This is a genomic window from Nocardioides sambongensis (assembly GCF_006494815.1).
In the GTDB taxonomy this organism is placed as follows: Bacteria; Actinomycetota; Actinomycetes; order Propionibacteriales; family Nocardioidaceae; genus Nocardioides; species Nocardioides sambongensis.
Genome location: NZ_CP041091.1, coordinates 2049608 through 2068820 on the forward strand (window position 1 = coordinate 2049608; position 19213 = coordinate 2068820).

Here is a 19213-nt window from a genome sequence, read left to right on the forward strand (position 1 = left end):
ACCGGCCGATGACCGAGGCGAGCGACGGCTCGGCGACGCTGAGGTTCACCGTCGGCGAGGAGGACACCGCGGTCGCGGTCGGCTCGGGCGCCCTCCCGGTGCTCGGGACGCCGCGCCTGCTGGCGTGGTGCGAGGCGGCCACCTGCGCCGCCGTGGACCCGGTGCTGGACGAGGGACGGACGAGCGTCGGCACCCGGGTCGACCTGGAGCACCTGGCGGCCAGCCCGGTCGGTCACGTCGTCGAGGTCACCGCGCGCACCGTCTACGCCGACGGCCGGCTGCGACGCTTCGCGGTCGCGGCCCGTCACCGCGCTGCGCACGATCCGGAGGATGCGCCGGGCAAGCTGGTCGCCTCGGGTGAGGTGACCCGGGTCGTGGTCGACACCGAGCGGTTCCTGGGCCGACTGCGCTGACGCAGGGCCTCCCGTCCACGACGAGGGGTCGAAAAGCACCGAACCCCCGAGCCGGGGCCAGGGGGTTCGAGCAGCGGCTGAGCTTCGCCGGGGGCGTGCTCAGCTGTTGGGGCGCTTGCCGTGGTTCGCGCCCTTCTTGCGACGCGCGCGGCGCTTGCGGCCGGTCTTGCCCATGGTTCCTCCTCAGAAGCGATACGCGGTCAGTGTCGCAGGAACGGGCGTGAACCCGTGAATCGGGGGCGGTCCGGTCAGCCCTCGGTGATCTGGACCTGCACCGCGCGGATCTGCACGCGCACCCGCTCCCGCAGCTCGGCCGGCGCGGTCTCGGAGCACGAGCGGGCGACGACGGACTTCACGGTGCGCTGCAGGTCGTAGCGCTCCAGGCAGGGGCTGCAGGAGTCGATGTGGGCGCGCACGATGGTGCAGTCGCCCTCCTCGAGCTCGTTGTCGATCAGCCGGATGATCCGCTCCAGGAAGTCGACACACTCCGCGTTGCTCGGGTCCTCGACGTCCGGGTGCAGGTGGTCGTGCTGTTGGCCGGACATCAGCGACCTCCCTCGAGCGGCGCGTCCCCGCCGGAGCGGACGTAGTCGGACAGCATGTCGCGCAGCTGGCGGCGACCCCGGTGCAGACGGGACATCACGGTCCCGATCGGCGTCTCCATGATCTCGGCGATCTCCTTGTAGGCGAAGCCCTCCACGTCGGCCAGGTAGACGGCGAGACGGAACTCCTCCGGAAGCCGCTGCAGCGCGTCCTTGACCTGGCTGTCGGGCAGGTGCTCGAGCGCCTCCATCTCGGCCGACTTCAGGCCGGAGGAGGTGTGCGACTCGGCCCTCGCGAGCTGCCAGTCCTCGACGTCACCGGTGTCCCCGGCGAGCGCCTGCTGCGGCTGACGCTGCTTCTTGCGGTAGGAGTTGATGAAGGTGTTGGTCAGGATCCGGTACAGCCAGGCCTTCAGGTTGGTGCCGGGCTTGAACTGGTGGAAGGCGGAGTAGGCCTTGGCGAAGGTCTCCTGCACCAGGTCCTCGGCGTCGGCCGGGTTGCGGGTCATCCGCATGGCCGCCGAGTAGAGCTGGTCCAGGAACGGGAGCGCGTCCCGCTCGAAGCGGGCCGCGCGCTGCTCGGACGTCTCGGTGGCCGGGTCCACGGCCTCCGAGACCTCGTCAGCACCCGGCAGGTCGGTCTCGACGGCCAGGTCGGGAGTCTCAGTCATCGCCGACCAGCCTACGGGGCCCGAGGAGACGGGCCGCTCCAGTACCGCGATCATGCCAGGCACAACATCTCATCGGGGACGCGCATTCCCGGCGCTGCCCGCCACGTCACGCACGATCCACTCCAGTGCGCTCTCCACCACCAGCTCCCACGCCTCGTCCTGGGTGAGCGGGCCACGCTTGGGCACCTTGAGCCCGTGGTCGCCACCCGGTACGACGGCCAGGTCGACCCCCTCGGGCAGCGGGTCGGGATACTCCTCGGGCCGGCCCATCGGGTCGCGCTCGCCCTGGATGACCAGGGTGGGCAGACCGACACCTGCCAGCTCGGGCAGCCGGGATCGGTCCGGCTTGCCGGGCGGGTGCAGCGGGAAGGAGAGCGCCAGCGTCGCCGTCGCCCCGAGCGCGCGGGCCGAGCGGAGCGCCGACCGGGCGCCGGCCGAGCGGCCGCCGAGCATCAGCGGGTTGCGCGGACGCAGGCTGTCGACCACCGCGTGCAACACCTCGTCGAGGACCGCCGGCGGCGGCGCCACCTTGCGGCCCTGGCCGACCCACGGCTGCTCGAGCAGCACCACGCTGACTCCGTGGCGCGGCAGCCCCCGCGCCAGGGCCTGCAGGTCGGGGGCGTCGATGCCCCGGCCCGCTCCGTGGCCGAGCACCAGGGTCAGCATCGCGGTCCGCGCCCGGTGGATCTCCAACCGCGCGTCGCCGCGATCGGTGGGGACCACGCGCTCCTCGGTCACAGCAGGGTCTCCTCGACCGGCAGGGTCTCCTCCAGCGGCAGCGGCTCGAGGAGCTCGGGGCCGTTGTTGCGGACGTTGCCGACCGCGGTGGAGACCGGGTGCGCCACCAGCCCGGTCTGCTGAGCCGGCTCCAGGAGCTCCAGCAGGCCCGGCAGGTCGTCCTTGGGTGTGTCCGGGGAGAGCCAGGCCCCGCGTCGCTCCGGCGCGACCAGCAGCGGCATCCGGTCGTGGATCCGGCCCAGGTCGTCGGGGGCGTCGGTGGTCAGCACGGTGCAGGTCCAGCGGAACCGCTCGGGGTCGTCCTCGTCGCGGGTCGGGTCCTTCCAGACCTCGTAGAGGCCGGCCATCGCCATCACGCCCCCGTCCGCGGGATGGATGTAGAAGGGCTGCTTGAGCGGCTTGCCCGACTTCCCCTTCTGCTCGGTCGGGTACCACTCGAAGTAGCCGTCCGCGGGCAGCAGGCAGCGCCGGGCGGCGAAGGCACGGCGGAACGAGGGCTTCTCCGCGACCGTCTCCATCCGGGCGTTGATCATCCGGCTGCCGATGCCGGGGTCCTTGGCCCAGGACGGCACCAGGCCCCAGCGCAGCACACGGAGCTGGCGCACCGGGTCGGACGACGGCTCGCCCTCTCCCCCGCGCCCTCGCCGTCGGCCCGGGGCACCCGGTCCATCACCGCGTAGACCTCCTTGGTCGGCGCGACGTTGTAGTCCGGGGGAAGTGCCCGTTCGAGCCGCGGGTCGACCACCTCGAACTCCTCGGCGAGGTCCTCGGGGCTCCTGCTGCTGGCGTAACGGCCGCACATGCCGATCAATGTAGTGCCGGGCGCCCTCACCCACGGCGTATCACCGCTCGCGTGCCGCGGACGCGAGCAGTAGGGCGCAGCGGCGGCGGTCTCCTAGACTCCACCGGGAGATGAGCGCCACGACCTCCGCCGCCAGCCCGACCGGGTCCGACCTGTGGGCCGCCCCCACCGCCACCGCGCCGGTCGAGGCCCGGGTGCGCCTGCCGGGCAGCAAGTCGATCACCAACCGGGCGCTGGTCCTGGCCGCGCTGGCCGACGGCCCCTCGGTGGTGCGACGGGCGCTGCGCTCCCGCGACACCGAGCTGATGGCCGCCGCGCTGCGCACGCTCGGCGCGGAGGTCGACACCGCCGGCGAGGACTGGCGGGTCACCCCGCTGTCGGTCGGCGCCGGCGTCACCGGCGACGCCGGCGGTCCGGCGGCCGTGGACTGCGGCCTGGCCGGCACGGTGATGCGCTTCGTGCCGCCGCTGGCCGGACTGGTCGCCGGGGACGTGGCCTTCGACGGTGACCCGCACATGCGCAACCGGCCGATCGGCGAGGTCCTCACCGCGCTGCGCGGGCTGGGCGTCGACCTCGACGACGCCGGAGCCGGGCACCCCGGCGCGCTGCCGTTCGTGGTGCACGGCACGGGCGCGGTCGCGGGCGGCGCCGTGGTGGTCGACGCCTCGGCCTCATCGCAGTTCGTCTCGGCGCTGCTGCTGGCCGGCGCACGGTTCACCGACGGGGTCGAGGTCCGTCACGACGGCGACCCGATCCCCTCCCTCCCCCACATCGAGATGACCGTGGCGATGCTGCGCGAGCGCGGGGTGGTCGTCGAAGGCGACGGCAGCACCAGGTGGACGGTCGCCCCCGGGCCGATCGCGGCCCGGGACGAGTCCGTCGAGCCCGACCTCTCCAACGCCGCTCCGTTCCTCGCGCTGGCCGCCGTCTCCGGCGGCTCGGTGATCGTCGAGGACTGGCCCGAGCAGACCACCCAGGCCGGCGACGCGCTGCGCGATCTGCTGTCCCGGATGGGCTGCACGGTGGAGCGGGTCCCCGCGGGCCTGCGGGTGATCGGTCCCGACGGCGGCCACCGCGACCTGCGCGGGCTCGAGGTGGACCTGCACGACGTGGGCGAGCTGACACCGGCGATCGCCGCGCTCTGCGCGCTCGCCTCGACCCCGTCGCTGCTCACCGGGATCGGCCACATCCGCGCGCACGAGACCGACCGTCTCGCCGCCCTCGCACACGAGCTGAACGCACTGGGCGCGGCGGTCGAGGAGCTCCCCGACGGCCTCCGGATCCGTCCCGCCACGCTGCACGGCGGGGTCTTCGGCACCTACGCCGACCACCGGATGGCCCATGCCGGCGTGATCGTCGGTGCCGCGGTGCCCGAGGTGCGGGTGGAGAACATCGCCACCACGTCGAAGACCTTCACCGACTTCGCCGGCTTCTGGGGCGGGCTGTTCGGGGACCACACCGGGCGCCGGGACTGAGACGGCAACCGGGATGGGGCGCTACACCGAGCACGACGTCGAGCACTACGAGCGACCCCGCCGGCGCACCCGCCCCCGGACCAAGGACCGACCGAGCCACGACGATGCGGTCGACGGCCTCGTGGTGACCGTGGACCGCGGCCGGTTCACCCTGCTGGTCGGCGACACGGTGGTGACGGCCATGAAGGCCCGGCCGCTGGGCCGCAAGGGGGTCGTGGTCGGCGACCGGGTGCGGGTGGTCGGCGACGTCTCCGGCGCCGAGGGCGCCCTGGCCCGGATCGTGGAGGTGCGCGAGCGCACCGGGCTGCTGCGCCGGACCGCCGACGACGACGACCCGGTGGAGCGGGTGATCGTGGCCAACGCGACCCAGCTGGTGGTGGTGACCGCACTCGCCGACCCAGAGCCGCGACCACGCCTGATCGACCGCGCCCTGGTCGCTGCGTACGACGCCGGGCTGAAGCCGCTGCTCTGCCTGACCAAGGCCGACCTGACCCCGCCCGACGAGCTGCTCTCCACCTACCGGTCGCTCGGCGTGCCGTGGGTGGTCACGCACCGTGACGACGACGGAGCGGTCGTCGGCGTCGAGGAGCTGCGGGACCGGCTGCGCGGGCAGGCCAGCGTGCTGATCGGCCACAGCGGGGTGGGCAAGTCGACGCTGGTCAACGCGCTGGTGCCCGACGCGGCGCGGGAGACCGGCCACGTCAACGCGGTCACCGGCCGCGGCCGGCACACCTCGACCTCGGCGATGATGCTGGCGCTGCCGGGCGGCGACGGCTGGATCATCGACACGCCGGGGATCCGGTCCTTCGGTCTCGCGCACGTGCAGCCCGAGCACCTGATCGAGGCGTTCCCCGACCTGGACGAGATGACCGAGGAGTGCCCGCGCGGCTGCACCCACGCCGAGGACGAGCCCGAGTGCGGGCTGGACACCGCGCTCGCCGAGGGCGAGGCGGACCCGGACCGGGTGTCCTCGTTCCGTCGGCTGCTGGCCGCCCGCTCGGTGACCGACTACTGATCACGCCGGCCCCGGCCGCGCATCCGACCGACCACCCGGCCGGGCCGGGATCAGCCGGAGAAGCCCTCGCCCCACACGGCACGGGCGCCGGAGTCGCCGGTCATCACGACGAGCACCAGCACCGCCACCGCGTCGACCAGCAGCAGCAGGCCGAGCAGCCACCGGGCCCAGGCGACCCGGGGGTGCAGCACGCCGTTGAGCAGCGCGCTCACGCCGAATCCGAGGGTGACCCAGAGCAGCAGGCCGCCGAGCTGCTCGTGGTCGTCGATCTTGGCGGTGACCGGCGAGTCGGCGGCGTTGAAGAAGTCGTTGGCCTCGCGGAAGCTGTCCCCGGAGAAGTAGGCGAGCAGCACGGACGCCACCGCGAGCAGCGCGCCGACCACCATCGGCCACCGCAGCCGGTCGCGCCAGCGCGGCACCAGGTAGGCCAGGGCGAGCAGCGCGGCGAGCGGGGCGAGCACCACGGCGCCGTGCACGGCGAGCGGATGCAGCGGGAGGCCGTTGATCTCCATGGGTTGAAGATTGCATCACCCGGATGAGAAGTCCATGAGAGGCCTCCACCCCCGGGGCGCGATCGGCCACTAGGGTGAGCCGTGTGGCTGATCCCGACTACACCGACGATCTACGGCTCGCGCACCTGCTCGCCGACGACGCGGACTCGTTGACCCAGTCGAGGTTCCGGGCGCTGGACCTGCACGTGATGAGCAAGCCCGACCTCACCCCGGTCACCGACGCCGACAAGAGCGTCGAGGAGTCGATCCGTCGTACCTTGTCGCGGGCGCGGAGCCGGGACGCGGTGACCGGCGAGGAGCAGGGCACCACCGGTCACTCCCAGCGCCGGTGGATCGTGGACCCGATCGACGGCACCAAGAACTTCGTCCGGGGCGTCCCCGTCTGGGCGACACTGATCGCCCTGGCCGTCGAGGAGGAGGTCGTGCTCGGCGTGGTCTCCGCGCCGCAGCTGCAGCGGCGCTGGTGGGCGGTCAAGGGCGGCGGGGCGCACACCGGGAAGTCGCTGATGAAGGCCACCCGCTGCCAGGTCTCCGACATCCGACGACTCGAGGACGCCTCGCTCTCCTACTCCTCGCTGTCGGGGTGGGAGGACCGCGGGCTCGGCGACGACTTCCTGGCCCTGATGCGCAGCTGCTGGCGCACCCGCGCCTACGGCGACTTCTGGTCCTACATGCTGCTCGCCGAGGGCGCGGTCGACCTGGCCGCCGAGCCCGAGCTCGAGGTCTACGACATGGCGGCCCTGGACATCATCGTCCGCGAGGCGGGGGGACGGTTCACCTCGCTCGACGGCGCCGACGGCCCGTGGGGCGGCAACGCGATCGCCTCCAACGGGCACCTGCACGACGCGGCGCTCTCCTTCCTCGGCAGCGTGCTCGACGACCCGGACGCCCCCGCGGACCCCGACGACCCGCGGACGCTGCCCGGCTCGGTCTCCGACCTGCGCGCCCGTCGGCAGCGGATGCTCGACCGCGAGCCTCCCGACTGAGTAACCTGCATCACATGCACATCGCTGACGTCCTCAAGGCCAAGGCCATCCGCCACGTGGTGACCATCCGCCCCGAGGCCGGGGTGCGTGAGCTGATCGCCACCCTCGCCGAGCACAACATCGGCGCGCTCGTGGTCAGCGGCGACGGCACCGCGATGGACGGCATCGTGAGTGAGCGCGACGTCGTCCGCCACCTGCACCACGACGGCACCGTGATCAACAACCACGTGGGCGCGATCATGACGCCGGTCGTGCAGACCTGCTCCCCCGCCGACGAGCTGGACGCCGTGATGCAGGTGATGACCGAGGGACGCTTCCGCCACATCCCGGTGGTCACCGACGACGAGTTGGTCGGCATCGTCAGCATCGGCGACCTGGTCAAGCACAAGATCGACCAGCTGCAGTTCGAGCGTGACCAGCTCGACAGCTACGTGCACCGGACCTGACGGGCCCGCCCGTGCCGACCGCCCACGGGTCGTAGGCTGACCGGCATGGAGAAGCCAGAGATCGACTTCGTCGACCCCACCCCGCCCACCGATCTGGTCATCACCGACGTCACCATCGGCGACGGCGAGGAGGCCAAGGCGGGCCAGCGGGTCAGCGTCCACTACGTCGGCGTCGCGCACAGCACCGGTGAGGAGTTCGACGCCTCCTACAACCGCGGAGCGCCGCTGCAGTTCCAGCTCGGCGTCGGCCAGGTCATCTCCGGGTGGGACACCGGCGTGCAGGGGATGAAGGTCGGAGGTCGTCGCCAGCTGATCATCCCGCCCCACCTCGGCTACGGCGACCGCGGCGCCGGCGGTGTGATCAAGGGCGGCGAGACGTTGATCTTCGTCGTCGACCTGCTCGCCGTCGGCTGAGGCCGACAGCCCTCACCAGGGCAGGTCGTCCGGTACGTCGCCCTCGGCGACCCGGGCGGCCTGCCCGGCCAGCTCCACCACGTCTCCCGCCCGCAGCTGCCGACCGCGCCGGGTCTCCACCTCGCCGTTCACCCGGACCAGCCCGTCGGCGATCAGCGGCTTGGCCTCGGCGCCGGACTCCACCAGGTTGGCGAGCTTGAGGAACTGCCCCAGCCGGATCGACTCGTCGCGGATGCCTACGTCGAAGGGGGCTGCCATCCGCCCAGCCTAGGGCGTGGCCGCGGGGCGGCGTCAGCCCACGGCCAGCGCGACCGTGTGGATCAGCACGCCGACCAGGCCACCGACGATGGTGCCGTTGATCCGGATGAACTGCAGGTCCCGGCCCACGTGCAGCTCGATGCGTCGCGCCGCCTCCTTGCCGTCCCACTGCTCGATGGTGTGGGTGATCACCGCGGTCAGCTCGGCGCCGTAGCGGTCGACGGCGAAGACGGCGAAGTCCGCGGCCGCCCGGTCCAGCCGCTCGCGCAGGGCGGCGTCGGCACGCAGCCGATCGGCACCGGCCCGGACCTCGACGAGCGCCCGGCGTCGTACCGCTCCGTCGGGGTCGGCCAGCGACCCGCGCAGGGCGCGCCGGAGCGCGTCCCAGAGGGAGATGGCGGTCGCGATCACCGCCGGGTGGTCCAGCACCCGCTCCTTGAGCCGCTCGGCCCGCTCCTGGGTCTCGGGGTCCTGCTGCAGGTCGCGCGCGAGGTTCGCCAGCAGCGAGTCCAGGGCCCGGCGCGCCCGGTGGTCCGGGTTGGTGCGGATCTCCCCGACCCAGCGGACCATCTCCAGGTGGAGCCGGGTGATCACCACCTCGTTCAGCCGCTCCGGCGCCCACCACGGGGCGCGCTCCCCGAGCACCTCGTGCACGGTGTCGGGGTTGGCCACCAGCCAGGCCAGCATCTCGTCGAGCGCGAGGTCGACCACGCCGTGGTGGAGGTCGTCGGCGAGCGCCTCGCCCAGCAGACCGCCGAGCAGCGGCGCGATCGGCTCCTCGCGGAACCGCGGCACCAGCGCCTCGGTCACCAGCGCCTCGATGTGCTCGTCGCGGACCTTGCCCAACCCGATCCCGATCAGCTCGGCCGCCTCCTCGACCACCCGCTCGGCGTTGGCCGGCTCCGCGAGCCAGTCGCCCACACGTCCGGCGATCCCGACGCCGAGCACCCGCTCCCGAATGATCTCCTCGCGCAAGAAGTTCTCCCCGACGAACTGCTCCAGGCTCTTGCCGAGCTCGTTCTTCCGCTTCGGCACCAGCGCCGTGTGCGGGATCGGGAGGCCCAGCGGGTGCTTGAAGAGGGCGGTGACCGCGAACCAGTCGGCGATCGCGCCCACCATCGAGGCCTCCGCCCCGGCGTTGACGAAGCCCCAGAACCCCTCGCCGTCGAGGGTCAGCACGTAGACCGCGGCGGCGAAGAGCAGGAGCCCTACCGCCACCGTGCGCATCCGGCGCAGCGCGCGCCTCCGTTCGGCGTCGGCCGTCACGTCGGTCTCCAGCAGGGGTCCGCTCACTCCGCCATCCTGCCCGACGTGTCGCGACGCGGCGCCCCACGCGCGGGTGGTCGGCGGACCCGACCAGGACGAAAGGCCCGACCTGTCGGCGTTGCGGTCCCACCACCGGGCCCCGCGGGCTGCTGTACTCGGTCACGGTCATCTTCCCCGGACCCTGGAGACTCGCATGCCCTGCTGGCTGGCGCGCGTCCTCGCCTGCCTGTGCGCTGCGACGGTCGCTCTGACGCTCGGTCCCCCGGCGCACGGCGCGGACCGGACGCCCGGGGCCGACGGCTCCGCCGCTGCGGGCGGGTCGACGGCACGACCCACGTTGCGCCTCGACCGCGACTACACGCTCGAGCTGCGCGACCTGTTCATGGACCAGCCGCACCTCGGCCTCTTCGACCGGGTCCGGGCGCGCACCCTCCTGGCCCGACCGACGGCCGGCGCCCAGGATCCCGCGGGCGACGGCTACCGGCGCTCCTCGATGCGGCGCTGCGGCCCCGAGGTGTGCGTGCACGCACCGCGCCACGGGGCCGACGCGCCGCCCAGCACCGGGTGGCTGCGCCGCACCCTGCGCGTGATGAACCGGGTCTGGCGCCACGAGGTCGACACCCTGGGCTTCCGGGCGCCGCCGAGCGACGGCCGGCGCGGCGGCGACGACAGGTTCGACGTCTATCTCGCCGACGTCGGCGACCGCGGTCTGTTCGGCTACTGCACCCCCGAGCGCCTGGTCCGCGGCGAGCGCCGCTCCGCCTCGGGCTACTGCGTCCTCGACAACGACTTCGCCCGCCGGCAGTACGACGCCCCGCCGCGCCGCTCGCTGCAGGTCACCGCGGCCCACGAGTTCTTCCACGCCATCCAGTTCGGCTACGACTTCCGCGAGGACCCGTGGCTCCTGGAGAGCACGGCCGTCTGGGTCGAGGAGACCTTCGCGGACGCCGCCAACGACAGCCGGCGCTACCTGCGCTACGGCAGCGTGCGCCGGCCCGCCGTCTCCCTGGACACGTTCTCCAACTCCGGCTACGCGCAGTACGGGAACTGGCCGTTCTGGGAGTTCCTCGGCCAGCGCTACGGGCGCGACGTCGTCCGTCGCGTCTGGGCCAGGGCCGACGCCACCGCGGGTGCCCCCGGTCAGACCTCGATCGGCGCCCTCCGCTCGGTGCTGACCCGTGCCGCCGGACCGGGCTCGCTGCGCGACGTGCTCACCGCCTACGCGGTGGCCAACCTCGACCCCGGACGCAGCTATCCCGAGGGACGGCACTGGCCGTCCGCGGCGATCGCCCGGCACGTGGTGCTGGAGCGGGCCGGAGCGGAGCAGCGACGACACCTCACCGTCGACCACCTCGCCGCTCGGCACCTGGCGGTGCGCCCGCGGACGGACGGGGTGCCGCGCGGCGCCCGCGCCCGGCGCCTGCGCCTGGACCTCACCCTCCCCCGCAGGGCCGCGGTCGCGATCACCGTGAACCGCGACGACGGGACCCGCAGCCGCCGCGTGGTCACCGACCGGACCGCGCGCCTGGTCGTGCCCTTCGATGCGCGCACGGTCTCCTCGGTGGTGATCACCGCAGTGAACGCCTCGGCCCGCTACGACTGCTTCCAGGTCACCACCTGGGCCTGCAACGGCAAGCCGCTGGACGACCGGGCCCGGTTCGCGGTCAGGATGCGAGCCCAGCGCGGGGCTAGGGCGGGGCGCCGGTCCGTGCGGCGCGCCGGTCAGTGCGCAGCCGGCTGGGGCCGGGACACACGACGCGGAACGAGCGCGGCCAGCGCGACTCCGGTGAAGGCCGCCACCGCACCCACCAGGAAGCAGATCCGGAACTGCGACTCGGCGGGCACCGGGAAGCCGCCGAGGTCGACCGTGGCAGCGGTGAGGATCGCGGCCATCACGGCGGCGGAGATGCTGGTGCCCACCGACCGCATCAGGCCGTTGATCCCGACCGCCGACCCGGACTCGGTGATCGGCACGGACTCCAGGATCAAGGTGGGCATGGCGGCGTACCCGATGCCCACCCCGGCGCTGGAGATGCAGGAGACGACCATCAGCTGCCAGGGCTCCGCGCTGTAGCCGACGGCCACCAGGTAACCGCCCCCGATCACCGCCCCGCCGATCATCAGGGTGATCCGGGCGCCGAGGGCGCGGATCAGCCGGCTGGCCACCGGGGCGAACGCCATCATGGTCAGTCCGGCGGGGGCCATCCACAGGCCGGCCTGGAGGAAGGTCTGACCCAGGCCGTAGCCGGTGGCGGTGGACAGCGAGAGCAGCTGGGGCACCACGATGGCCTGCGCCATCATCCCGAAGCCGAACGCGATCGCCGAGAGGTTGGTCAGCAGCACCGGTCGCCGCACGGAGACCCGCAGGTCGCACAGCGGATCGTCGACCCGGAGCTCGAAGACCGCCCAGAGTGCGAGCAGCAGAACCCCGCCGCTGATGGTGGCCAGCGTGCCGACCGAGGCCCAGCCCCAGTCGTTGCCCTTGGAGACGCCGACCAGGAACGCGACGAGTCCGACGGCGAGGCCGACCGCGCCGACCAGGTCGACCCGCCCACCGTGCGCGTCCTCGACGTGCGGCACGACGACCAGCACCGCGATCACCATCGCCACGGCGAGGGCGGCGGTCGCCCAGAAGAGCACGTGCCAGTCGAAGTCCTGCACCACCCAGGCCGCACCGGGTAGCGCGATCGCGCCGCCCACGCCGAGGGTGGCGCTCATCGCGGCGATGGCGGTGGTGGTCAGGTGCGGTGGGGTGACCTCCCGCAGCAGCGCGATCCCGACCGGGATGAAGCCCATCGCGCAGCCCTGCAGCACCCGGCCGGCGAGCATCGGGAGCAGGGCGTCGGAGAGGGCGCACACCACCGAGCCCGCGGCGAGGACGACGAGGGTGCCGATCAGCACCCGCTGCTTGCCGAGCAGGTCGGCCAGCCGGCCGGCGATCGGCATCGCGACCGCTCCGCCGACCAGCGAGGCGGTGACCACCCAGGAGGCGTTGGGTGCGCTGGTGTGCAGCAGCAGCGGGAGCTCGCCCTGGATCGGGATCACCAGGGTCTGGGTGACCGCGGCGGTCAGGCCACCGAGGCAGAGCACCACCACGGTCAGCCACGCACGCGCGAACTCTTCCGGCGGCGGCTCGGCCGCCCGGGAGACATCGGGGCGGGGAGCGGTGGTCACCCGCGGAAGTCAACGTCGTTGACGCCTCGGTGTCAACGACGCGGTCCCGGTGTGCGGGTGCCGTACGGTGGCGGCTGTGAGCCACCCCACCGTCCCGCTGGACGAGAGCCACCTGCGGCCGGCCGGCCGGGCCACCCGAACGGCGATCGAGGAGGCCGGGCGGCACCTGTTCGGCAGCCGGACCTACGAAGAGGTCTCGGTGCGGATGATCGCCGCCGAGGCCGGGGTCGACCCGGCGATGGTGATCCGGCACTTCGGCAGCAAGGAGGCGCTCTACCTGCGCAGCATCGATCCCTCGCTCGGCGTCGGCGAGGTGATCGAGGGCCCGGTCGAGACGCTCGGGCGCCGCCTCGTCGCCTACTTCCTCGACCAGCGCAACTCGGCGATCGGGAAGCGGCACGCGAGCCTGGTCCAGGCCTCCTACCGCCGGCAGGTGCGTGCCGAGCTCAATCGGCACACACGGGTCCGGTTCGTCGACGCGATCGCCCCCCGGCTCGAGGGCGACGACGCCGAGCTGCGGGTCGCCCTCGCCGTCGCGCAGCTCGGCGGATTCCTCACCATGCTCTTCGTCCAGCAGGACCCGCTCGTCACCGAGGCCGACCCGGACCTGGTGACCGTCCTCTACGGCGACGGCCTGCAGCGCCTGCTGACGCCGTAGAGGCGTGCCGCGGCGCGCTGATCACGGCCCGCCGGGGCCGTGATCAGCGCCCCCGAGCGTCACAGACGATGAGCGGCGACCATCACCCGATCCGGATCGATCCGGTCGCGCAGGCGCCGCAACCGCTCCAGGTCCCCCGACCCGTGCAAGCGGTTCGCCTCGGTGACGCCGTCGGCGAAGGTGGGCACCAGCCCGTCCACCGCCCACGGTTCCAGGGCACGCAGTACGGCGAAGCCCGCCGCACGCCCGGCCAGCGCCGCCTCCGGGGTCGGTGCCACCGCGACCGTGTGCAGGGCATACTCCCCCGGCAGCCTGGAGACCACCCCGCCACCGGTGGCCGGCCGTCCCAGCGCGCCACCGAGGTGCCGCAGCTCGGTGAAGAGCAGGCCGGTGCTCGTCCCCGGTCCGACCTGGGCCAGGAACGCCGCGACCGCGGCGTCGTCCAGTGCACCGAGGCAGGCATGGTCGCCGACCGCCGGGGTGGGCCCGGGCGGGTCCATGTGGATCCCCAGCACCACCGGCGCCGGGACCCGTGCGAACGTGTCCATCTCGGGCTCGAGCTCGCGCAGCGGCGCCAGGACGGAGTCCGCCGTCGCGTCGTCGGCCAGCACCGCTCCGTCGATCACGACCAGGTCCCGTCCGGCCAGGAACGGCGGCAGCTCGGGCAGCGGCGGAAAGCTCATCACCCGCAGCGACGTGGTCACCGACTCCGGCGCGGTGCGACTCCACTCGACCCAGCGACGGACCACTTTCTCCGCAAGCTCCCGGTCCCACAGCAGCATCCCGGCGACGACGTCGGGCTGGGACAGCAGGCCCAGCTCGACGGCGACCACGACACCGAAGCTGCCGCCGCCGCCGCGCAGCGCCCAGTACAGCTCGGTGTTGCGCTCCGCATCGGCCCGGACCAGGGTGCCGTCGGGCAGCACCACCTCGATGCCGCGCACCGTGTTGGCCGCGACACCGTGCTGGCGGCCGTAGAACGACAGACCGCCACCGAGCACGTAGCCGACCACCCCGACGTCCGGCGCGCTGCCGTGCAGGGCGGTGAGCCCGTGCGGCGCCATCGCCGCCACGGCCTCGCCCCACTGGGTGCCGCCCAGCACGCGGGCGGTCCGGCGTCCGGGGTCGACGCTGACCCCGGTGAGCTCGCCGAGGCGGACCAGGACCACCCGGTCCAGGTCCTGGGCGGCGAGCGCGGCGGCGCCGTGGCCGGTGCTCTGCGGAGCGACACGCAGACCACTCGTCGCGGCGGCGGTGACCACCGCGGCGACCTCCTCGACCGTGCGCGGCACGGCGACGGCGGCGGGACGCTGGTCGGCAGCCAGGTTCCAGGCGACCCGCGCGGCGTCGTACGTCGGATCCTCGGGCAGGTGCACCGGGCAGGCGGCGCGCAGGCGGGCGGCGACGGCGGCGGGCAGCGCCGCGGTCGCCGGGGGCAGGGGTGTCTCGGTACTCATGGCGACAACGCTGCGCCGGTGCCGGCCCCGGCGGTATCCCGCGGCGCCGGGGAGTCGGCGCACCCACGTCTGGGGTCCGAAGAACCCAGAAAGTTGGGATGCCCACCGGGCCACCGTGGGCGGAGACTGCGATGGTGGCCCGAGCACTGACCGAGCGGCGCGTCCGCCAGGACGTCGACGTGGTCGCGCGCGCCGGCCTGACCGTGGAGGACTTCATCGGCGAGGCGGTGGAGTCCGTGGGCCGGGCGGTGCCCTGGGTCGCCGCGTGCGTCGGCACCCACGACCCGGACACCCGGCTGCTCACCAGCGCCCGCAAGTACGGTCACCTGAAGTCGGTCAACAGCCACGACCACCAGTTCGGGCTGATCGAGTACGGCACCGTCGAGCCGACCGCGTTCGGCGAGCTCGCCCGCGCCGAGTCCCCCGCGGCGGGCGTGCACCTGGTCACCGACGGGGACGTGGAGCGCTCGGGTCGGATGGCGGGCTTCATGCGCCCGCACTTCGACTTCGGCGACGAGGCGCGGGTGGTGTTCCGCGACGGCGAGCAGTCCTGGGGCGGGCTCGCGCTGTTCCGCGGCGTCGACGACCCGCCGTTCGACGCCACGGAGATCGAGTTCCTGGCCTCGCTCGCGCCACTGCTCGCCCGCGGCGTCCGGACCGGCATCCTCGGCCAGCTGGCCGAGGAGCCGCTGCCGGTGCCGGAGACCGACGAGGGACCGGCGGTGATCATCGTCGGACCGCACGACGAGATCACCTCGCTGAGCAGCGGGCTGGCGGACCGGATGGCCGGGTGGCTGACCGGTGAGCACGCCTGCGACCCGCTCTCGCCGGTCAGCGCGCTGGTCGGCGCCGCCCGGCGCTACGGCCGGGGCGAGGTCGACCAGGTCCCGCGGTGCCGGATCCGGACTCCCGGAGGGACCTGGCTGGTGTTGCACGCCGGACCGCTCAGCTCCGCCTCCGGCCACGCCGGCGAGGTGGTGATCACGATCGAGCGGGCCCGCCCTCCCGAGATCGCCAGCCTGGTGATGGGGGCGTTCGGGCTGACCCCCCGCGAGCGGGACGTCGCGCGCCTGGTGCTGCAGGGACGCGACACCAAGGAGATCGCCGCCACGTTGCACCTCTCCGCCTACACCATCCAGGACCACCTCAAGGTGGTCTTCGACAAAGCCGGCGTGCGCTCGCGGCGCGAGCTCGTGCAACGGGTCTTCGTGGAGCAGTACCAGCCGCGGATGGGTGGCACGGTCAGCCCGTCCGGCTGGTTCGTCTGAGCCGTCCGGTCCGGCCCGCGACGAGCACCGTTCCGGGTCGGACCGTGCATGGTGTCGGCGCCGCCGGTTACGTTGGCGAGGACGGGATCTCCCCCACCACGAGGTGCACCCATGTCGAACGACCTGCACGTGTCCGCCCACGCTCCCGCTGCGCCCGCCCCGCCCGGCGCCGACTGGGATCCGACCACCCTGCTCGACCGCTACGACGCGGTCCGCGCGCACACCGAGGCGCTCGCCGCCCCGCTCTCGCCGGAGGACCAGACCGTCCAGTCGATGCCGGACGTCTCCCCCACCAAGTGGCACCGCGCCCACGTCACCTGGTTCTTCGAGACCTTCGTGCTCGCCGACAACGAGCCGGGCTTCGCCCCGTTCCAGGACAAGTACTGGTTCCTCTTCAACAGCTACTACGAGGGCGTCGGACCGCGCTACTCCCGACCCGACCGCGGCGTGATCAGCCGGCCCGGAGCGCACGAGGTGGGCGACTACCGCCGCAACGTCGACGACCGGATGCGCGACCTGGTCACCGGTCTCGACGACGGCACGCTGACCAAGCTCGCGGACACCATCGAGCTCGGCTTCCACCACGAGCAGCAGCACCAGGAGCTGCTGCTGATGGACATCAAGCACGTGCTCTCGCGCAACCCGCTGCAACCGGTGTACGCCGGCCGTCCGAGCGCGACCAGCGTGCCGGACCGGTTGGGCTGGGTCTCCTTCGACGGCGGCCTGGTGGAGATCGGCAGCGAGGGGACGGCGTTCTGCTTCGACAACGAGCTCCCGCTGCACCAGGAGTGGCTGGCGCCGTACCGGTTGGCCGACCGGTTGGTGACCAACGGCGAGTGGATGGAGTTCATGGCCGACGGGGGCTACCGCCGCCACGAGCTCTGGCTCTCCGACGGCTGGGCGAAGGTGACCGGCGAGGGGTGGCGTGCGCCCTTCTACTGGACCGAGGTCGACGGGGTGTGGTTCGAGCACACGTTGCACGGCACCTTCCCGGTCGACCCGGGACTCCCGGCGGCCCACGTCAGCCACTACGAGGCCGACGCCTACGCGACCTGGGCAGGGAAACGGCTGCCCACGGAGGCCGAGTGGGAGCACGCGGCGCGCACCGTCGACGGTCCGGACGGCACCGGCCGCGCCACCGGCTACCACCCGCAGGCAGCGGGCGCGGCGCACGGCGGCCTCCGCCAGATGTTCGGCGACTGCTGGGAGTGGACCGGCTCCGCCTACCTGCCCTATCCCGGGTTCCAGCCGGCGTCCGGCGCGATCGGCGAGTACAACGGCAAGTTCATGTCCGGACAGATGGTGCTGCGGGGCGGGTGCGCGCTGACCCCACCCGGCCATGCCCGGGCGACCTACCGCAACTTCTTCCCGCCCGGCGCCCGGTGGGCGCTCTCCGGGGTGCGGCTCGCCGAGGGCGGTGCGGCATGAACGCGCGGATCCGCACTCCGCACCTCGCGGTCCTCCTGGAGCCGGACTGGGCGGCCGAGGCGCTGGTCACCGACGTCCGCCGCGGGCTCGGAACGGTCCCCCGTTCGCTGCCCCCGAAGTGGCTCTACGACGAGCGCGGCTCGCAGCTGTTCGACCGGATCACCCGCCTGCCGGAGTACTACCCGACCGAGGCCGAGCGCTCGATCCTCGCCGAGCGCGCCGACGCCGTCGCCGCGCTGAGCGGAGCCCGCACCCTGGTCGAGCTCGGCAGTGGCACCAGCGACAAGACCCGGCTGCTGCTCGACGCCCTGACCGGCGCCGGGCAGCTCGACCGGTTCGTGCCGGTCGACGTCTCCGCGGAGATCCTGACCGAGGCCGCCGAGCAGATCGCCCAGCGCTACCCGGGCGTCGGCGTGGACGCCGTGGTCGGCGACTTCACCCTGCACCTGAGCCACCTGACCCGCTATCCGAACAAGCTGGTCGCCTTCCTCGGCGGCACCCTGGGCAACCTCTACCTGGAGGAGCGCGCCGCCTTCCTCGGCGCGTTGTCGGACGCGCTGTCCCCCGGCGACCACCTGTTGCTCGGCACCGACCTGGTGAAGGAGGCGGACCGGCTGATCTCCGCCTACGACGACAGCGCCGGGGTGACCGAGGAGTTCGTGAAGAACGCGCTGCTGGTGCTCAACGCCCAGCTCGGCGGCGACTTCGACCCCGACGCCTTCGGCTACGTGCCGTTCTGGGACTCGCGGATGCGGCGGATGGATCTGCGCCTGCGCGCCGAGGTGCCGCAGCGGGTGCGCCTGCCCGGTGCCGACCTCGAGCTCGACCTGGCGGCGGGAGAGGAGATCCGGATCGAGATCTCGACCAAGTTCACCCCGGACCAGATCGCTGCCGAGCTGGGCAGCGTCGACCTGGGGGTGGTCGAGCAGTGGACCGACCCGGCCGGAGACTTCGCGCTCACCCTGGCCCGCCGGCACTGACCCCTGCCCTGATGTCGTCGTGCCCGGGTCACGCCATGCCGTAGGCCCACGGTGACCAGGTCGAGGCTCCCTCGGGCGGATCCGCACCGCGACCCAGGCACCCTCGGCGATGTCGCCGTGGCGGTCCGCGGTGCCGATGTTCATCCGGCCGTGGTGCCCGACCGTGAAGGAGTCGGTGTCGATCCGGCGGCCCGGAGTGCCGGCCGGGTCCATGTCGCGGTAGATCCGCACCTCGGCCTGGAGGCCACGGCCGTCGGAGAGCCGGTCCTCCAGGACCAGCTCCTCCCCGTAGGAGTGGAACCGGGCGTAGTGGGTGACCTGGTCGAAGTCGTCGTCCCAGCGCATGATCAGCGCGCCGGAGCCATCGTCGGCGACCGACCCGACATAGCTGGTGACCGAGTACGGCGACGGCTCGGCCCCGTCGACCGAGCCGTCGCGGTCGCCACCGGGTTGCGCTGAGGCGACCCCCGGGAGGAGCAGAGCGGCCATCCCGGCCGCCGCCGCGCCCGCGCCCGCCGATCGACGGGCCCGCGGGCCCCGGCTCGTGGTGGTCTCGCTCATCGTTCGGTGCCTCTCTGTGGGTGCGTGCCGCGCTGTGGATGCGGGACGAGGGGCGCCAGGGCCTGCTCGCCACGCTTGTCGGGGCCCTACGCCACCACGGCATTTCTAATGTGTCAAGGACTAATCAACCCATTAGTCACATACTGACT

General features: G+C 73.2%; 21 protein-coding genes and 1 pseudogene. 11 read left to right on the plus strand and 11 right to left on the minus strand.

The annotated features are described in order from the left end of the window. Positions 1–8 precede the first annotated feature (8 nt). Positions 9–413 carry a thioesterase family protein gene (locus tag FIV43_RS09580; RefSeq protein ID WP_141013947.1) on the plus strand — a complete coding sequence of 135 codons (405 nt, stop codon included), beginning with the start codon at positions 9–11 and terminating at the stop codon, positions 411–413. A 99-nt stretch (positions 414–512) separates the two neighbouring features. Here FIV43_RS09580 and FIV43_RS23770 read toward each other — a convergent pair whose 3' ends face one another. The 6 genes from FIV43_RS23770 to FIV43_RS23510 form a co-directional block, all read right to left on the minus strand. Continuing rightward, the gene (locus FIV43_RS23770; protein WP_370249596.1) at positions 513–587 is read right to left on the minus strand and encodes a 50S ribosomal protein bL37; all 75 of its coding nucleotides are present in this window, start codon (positions 585–587) and stop codon (positions 513–515) included. A gap of 74 nt (positions 588–661) precedes the next feature. After that, positions 662–958: a mycothiol system anti-sigma-R factor gene (rsrA, locus tag FIV43_RS09585; protein ID WP_141013948.1), complete on the minus strand. Its 297-nt coding sequence runs from the start codon at positions 956–958 to the stop codon at positions 662–664. Next, positions 958–1626, minus strand: coding sequence for a sigma-70 family RNA polymerase sigma factor (locus FIV43_RS09590; protein ID WP_231123891.1), 669 nt, complete (start codon positions 1624–1626; stop codon positions 958–960). The genes rsrA and FIV43_RS09590 overlap by 1 nt, the downstream gene beginning before the upstream one ends. Positions 1627–1695: 69 nt before the next feature. Then, entirely contained in the window at positions 1696–2364 is a 669-nt protein-coding gene (locus FIV43_RS09595) for an alpha/beta hydrolase family protein (protein WP_141013949.1), read from the minus strand. Next, entirely contained in the window at positions 2361–2969 is a 609-nt protein-coding gene (locus tag FIV43_RS09600) for an SOS response-associated peptidase (protein ID WP_331251059.1), read from the minus strand. Before FIV43_RS09600 ends, FIV43_RS09595 begins: the two co-directional genes overlap by 4 nt. Then, positions 2894–3166: an SOS response-associated peptidase family protein gene (locus tag FIV43_RS23510; protein WP_331251060.1), complete on the minus strand. Its 273-nt coding sequence runs from the start codon at positions 3164–3166 to the stop codon at positions 2894–2896. Before FIV43_RS23510 ends, FIV43_RS09600 begins: the two co-directional genes overlap by 76 nt. 110 nt (positions 3167–3276) lie before the next feature. On the opposite strand from FIV43_RS23510, the gene aroA reads away from it, so the two are divergent. Then, the gene (gene aroA / locus FIV43_RS09605; protein ID WP_141013950.1) at positions 3277–4641 is read left to right on the plus strand and encodes a 3-phosphoshikimate 1-carboxyvinyltransferase; all 1365 of its coding nucleotides are present in this window, start codon (positions 3277–3279) and stop codon (positions 4639–4641) included. 13 nt (positions 4642–4654) lie between these two features. Then, positions 4655–5656: a ribosome small subunit-dependent GTPase A gene (rsgA, locus tag FIV43_RS09610; protein WP_141013951.1), complete on the plus strand. Its 1002-nt coding sequence runs from the start codon at positions 4655–4657 to the stop codon at positions 5654–5656. A 50-nt stretch (positions 5657–5706) separates the two neighbouring features. On the opposite strand, the gene FIV43_RS09615 is transcribed toward rsgA, so the two are convergent. Beyond that, a complete protein-coding gene (locus tag FIV43_RS09615) occupies positions 5707–6168 on the minus strand; it encodes a DUF2231 domain-containing protein (RefSeq protein WP_141013952.1) in 462 nt (153 codons plus the stop codon). Positions 6169–6251: 83 nt separating this feature from the next. On the opposite strand from FIV43_RS09615, the gene hisN reads away from it, so the two are divergent. The 3 genes from hisN to FIV43_RS09630 are packed head-to-tail and all read left to right on the plus strand — an operon-like array spanning position 6252 to position 8014. Beyond that, positions 6252–7154, plus strand: coding sequence for a histidinol-phosphatase (gene hisN / locus FIV43_RS09620; RefSeq protein ID WP_141013953.1), 903 nt, complete (start codon positions 6252–6254; stop codon positions 7152–7154). A gap of 14 nt (positions 7155–7168) precedes the next feature. After that, on the plus strand, positions 7169–7600 hold the full coding sequence (locus FIV43_RS09625) for a CBS domain-containing protein (protein ID WP_141013954.1): 432 nt from the start codon (positions 7169–7171) through the stop codon (positions 7598–7600). A gap of 45 nt (positions 7601–7645) precedes the next feature. Continuing rightward, positions 7646–8014 carry an FKBP-type peptidyl-prolyl cis-trans isomerase gene (locus tag FIV43_RS09630; RefSeq protein WP_181407741.1) on the plus strand — a complete coding sequence of 123 codons (369 nt, stop codon included), beginning with the start codon at positions 7646–7648 and terminating at the stop codon, positions 8012–8014. A gap of 12 nt (positions 8015–8026) precedes the next feature. Here the strand turns inward: FIV43_RS09630 and FIV43_RS09635 are convergent, their stop codons facing one another. Continuing rightward, positions 8027–8272 (minus strand): RNA-binding S4 domain-containing protein, encoded by a 246-nt coding sequence (locus FIV43_RS09635; protein ID WP_141013956.1) that lies wholly within the window; start codon positions 8270–8272, stop codon positions 8027–8029. Positions 8273–8305: 33 nt separating this feature from the next. After that, on the minus strand, positions 8306–9565 hold the full coding sequence (locus tag FIV43_RS09640) for a DUF445 domain-containing protein (RefSeq protein WP_231123892.1): 1260 nt from the start codon (positions 9563–9565) through the stop codon (positions 8306–8308). Between the two features lie 466 nt (positions 9566–10031). Here FIV43_RS09640 and FIV43_RS23515 point away from each other — a divergent pair. After that, positions 10032–10853: pseudogene (locus tag FIV43_RS23515) on the plus strand (MXAN_6640 family putative metalloprotease); the annotation flags it as partial. A gap of 407 nt (positions 10854–11260) precedes the next feature. Here the strand turns inward: FIV43_RS23515 and FIV43_RS09645 are convergent. Then, a complete protein-coding gene (locus FIV43_RS09645) occupies positions 11261–12712 on the minus strand; it encodes an MFS transporter (protein WP_141013957.1) in 1452 nt (483 codons plus the stop codon). Between the two features lie 76 nt (positions 12713–12788). Here FIV43_RS09645 and FIV43_RS09650 point away from each other — a divergent pair, with 76 nt between their 5' ends. Further along, positions 12789–13370, plus strand: a complete 582-nt coding sequence (locus FIV43_RS09650; protein WP_181407742.1) for a TetR/AcrR family transcriptional regulator — start codon at positions 12789–12791, stop codon at positions 13368–13370. A 59-nt stretch (positions 13371–13429) separates the two neighbouring features. On the opposite strand, the gene FIV43_RS09655 is transcribed toward FIV43_RS09650, so the two are convergent. After that, positions 13430–14827 carry an FAD-binding protein gene (locus tag FIV43_RS09655; RefSeq protein ID WP_141013959.1) on the minus strand — a complete coding sequence of 466 codons (1398 nt, stop codon included), beginning with the start codon at positions 14825–14827 and terminating at the stop codon, positions 13430–13432. A gap of 134 nt (positions 14828–14961) precedes the next feature. On the opposite strand from FIV43_RS09655, the gene FIV43_RS09660 reads away from it, so the two are divergent. From FIV43_RS09660 to egtD, 3 genes are all read left to right on the plus strand, one after another. Further along, entirely contained in the window at positions 14962–16095 is a 1134-nt protein-coding gene (locus FIV43_RS09660; protein WP_141013960.1) for a helix-turn-helix transcriptional regulator, read from the plus strand. 111 nt (positions 16096–16206) lie between these two features. Next, the gene (egtB, locus tag FIV43_RS09665; protein WP_141013961.1) at positions 16207–17523 is read left to right on the plus strand and encodes an ergothioneine biosynthesis protein EgtB; all 1317 of its coding nucleotides are present in this window, start codon (positions 16207–16209) and stop codon (positions 17521–17523) included. After that, entirely contained in the window at positions 17520–18503 is a 984-nt protein-coding gene (egtD, locus tag FIV43_RS09670) for an L-histidine N(alpha)-methyltransferase (protein ID WP_141013962.1), read from the plus strand. The genes egtB and egtD overlap by 4 nt, the downstream gene beginning before the upstream one ends. Positions 18504–19213: the final 710 nt, after the last annotated feature.